We start from the raw sequence: 2,051 nt of genomic DNA, 5'->3' as shown, positions 1-2,051 counted from the left end.
CGCCTTGGTGGTGGGGGATCATGCCGTGCATGAAGTCCACCTCCGCGTCGCCGGTGAACTCCACGGCCATGTCCGCGTGCATACGGTCGTTCGCGGCCGTGTAGGCCTGCACGGCGGGGTTGTCGGAAAGAGCCGCGCCATGCGCGCCATGGCCCATCTTGGAGTGATCCATCGTGCTGGCCTCCTCAGATTACAGTGGCGGTTGCGGCATCTTGCTTCTGCCTGGTGGTGACGGCCGCGATCACGACGATAACGGCCAGCAGCAGCGCCGCCGCCCCGGCGAGGAGCCCCGCGCTGTAGCCCTGAACGAGTGCGTCGCTGGCTGTGGTCACCACGGCATCGTCGCCGACCTCCCGGCCCTGGTAGAGGCTGGCAAGCGCGTCAGGCAGCCGGGCTGCGGTCACGGTGACCGAGACGGTGGACACCACGCCAAGCCCGAGCGCGACACCGATCTGCTGGGCGGCGTTGAGCAAGGCCGAGGCGATGCCGGAGTCCTGAGCCTCCACACCATGAACAGCGGTGAGTGTCAGCGGCACAAAGGCTAAGGCGAAGCCGAACGCCATCGCGAACTCCCCCGGCATGAGGTGACCGACATAGCCGGTCTCCGGCCTGATGGTGGACAGCCACAGGACAGCGCCCGCGGAGATCAGGATGCCCGCTGCGGCGATCGCGCGAGGCACGAAGCGGACGACGAGCTTGGAGCTGATGCCGGCTCCGAGGACGATCCCCACGGCAAAGGGCAGCCAGGCCAATCCGGTCCGGATCGGGCTGTAGCCCAGGATGTGCTGCATGTAGAGCGTCACGAGGTAGAAGGTGCCCATGGGGCCGAAGCCCAGCAGCAGCATGGTGGCATAGGAGCCGGAGCGGTTGCGGTCCTTCAGCAGACGCAACGGCAGCAATGGGTTCGCGCTCCGCGCCTGCACCCAGAGGAACACCGGAAGCAGGACCGCCGCGGCCAGGAACGACGCGAGCGTGAGGTTGTCCGCCCAGCCGTGCTCACCGCCTCGGGTGATGGCGTAGACCAGCGAGGCCATGCCGAGGGTGGCGGTGATCGCCCCAGTGACGTCGAGGCGCCCCGGATGCCGCTCGGCCTCCACCAGCGACCGCGATCCGGCGAGGATGAACAGGCCGATGGGGATGTTGATGAAGAACACCCAGCGCCAGCCCAGGGTGCCCGTCAGGACCCCACCCAGGAGCAGGCCCATGACAATGCCGAGGCCCGACATGGCCCCGTAGACCGCCAGAGCGGAGTTGCGGGGCTTGCCGGCTGGGAAGGTGGTGGCGATCAGGGCGAGCGCGTTCGGGGCAGCCAGCGCGGCGCCGATGCCCTGGAGCGCACGGGCGGCGATCAGCAAGCCTCCGGTCGGGGCCAGCCCGACCAGGAGCGAGGCCACCGTGAAGAGGGCAACACTGAGCTGGAACACCCGGCGTCGACCAAAGAGATCGCCGACCCGGCCGCCGAACAGGAGCAGTGCGCCGAAGACCAGGATGTAGGCGTTGATGACCCACGGCAGCATCGCCGAGGAGATACCCAGCTCGTTCTGGATGGTGGGCAGGGCGATGTTGGCAACCGAGTCATCCAGCACAAGCATGAGCTGCGCCGTCGCAATGACGATCAGGGGCAGGCCGAGACCACGGCCGGTCGGTGGCGCCCCAGGGGCGCCTGTCTGCTCGGAAGCCGACATTTCGCATTTCCTTGTTCTTCAGGACGATGGTGGGGGAACGGGCGCGTGCGCCGTCGACCCCCACCCGCGTCAGTTGTCCGAACCTGTCAGGCTCACATGGCCCAGAGGAGCATCCAGACCGCCATGCCGACCATGACGAGGTTCTCGGTCAGGGAGACGAAGCCCAGCGGCACGTTCGAGTTGCCCCCCACGCAGGCGCACTTGAGTTCGCGCCGGTCGATGTAGACAGCCTTGTAGACCGACACCGCGCCGATGCCGCCAATCACGAGGGCGATCGGAGCCCAGAACCATGTCAGCGCGCCCGCGATCATCAGCAAGCCCACCAGCGCCTCCGCCCAGGGGTAGACGTAGGCGTAGCGCGGCCAC

The 2,051-nt window shown here is 67.8% G+C and carries 2 protein-coding genes; both read right to left on the bottom strand.

Translation table 11 applies throughout. The features are described 5' to 3' along the window. Nucleotides 1–185: 185 nt before the first annotated feature. A complete protein-coding gene (locus AC5JLB_RS02045; protein WP_495872195.1) occupies nt 186–1,685 on the bottom strand; it encodes an MFS transporter in 1,500 nt (499 codons plus the stop codon). 92 nt (nt 1,686–1,777) lie between these two features. After that, on the bottom strand, nt 1,778–2,051 hold a 274-nt coding region (locus AC5JLB_RS02040; RefSeq protein WP_495872194.1), incomplete at its 5' end, for a MauE/DoxX family redox-associated membrane protein.

It is taken from the genome of Myxacorys chilensis (assembly GCF_059505265.1).
Note: the sequence above shows the minus strand (reverse complement) of the source record. Positions and strands in the feature narration are given on the sequence as shown.

Excerpts from the sequence above, each read along its gene's own strand:
- AC5JLB_RS02045 (WP_495872195.1), bottom strand. The coding sequence starts at position 1,685 with ATGTCGGCTTCCGAGCAGACAGGCGCCCCTGGGGCGCCACCGACCGGC.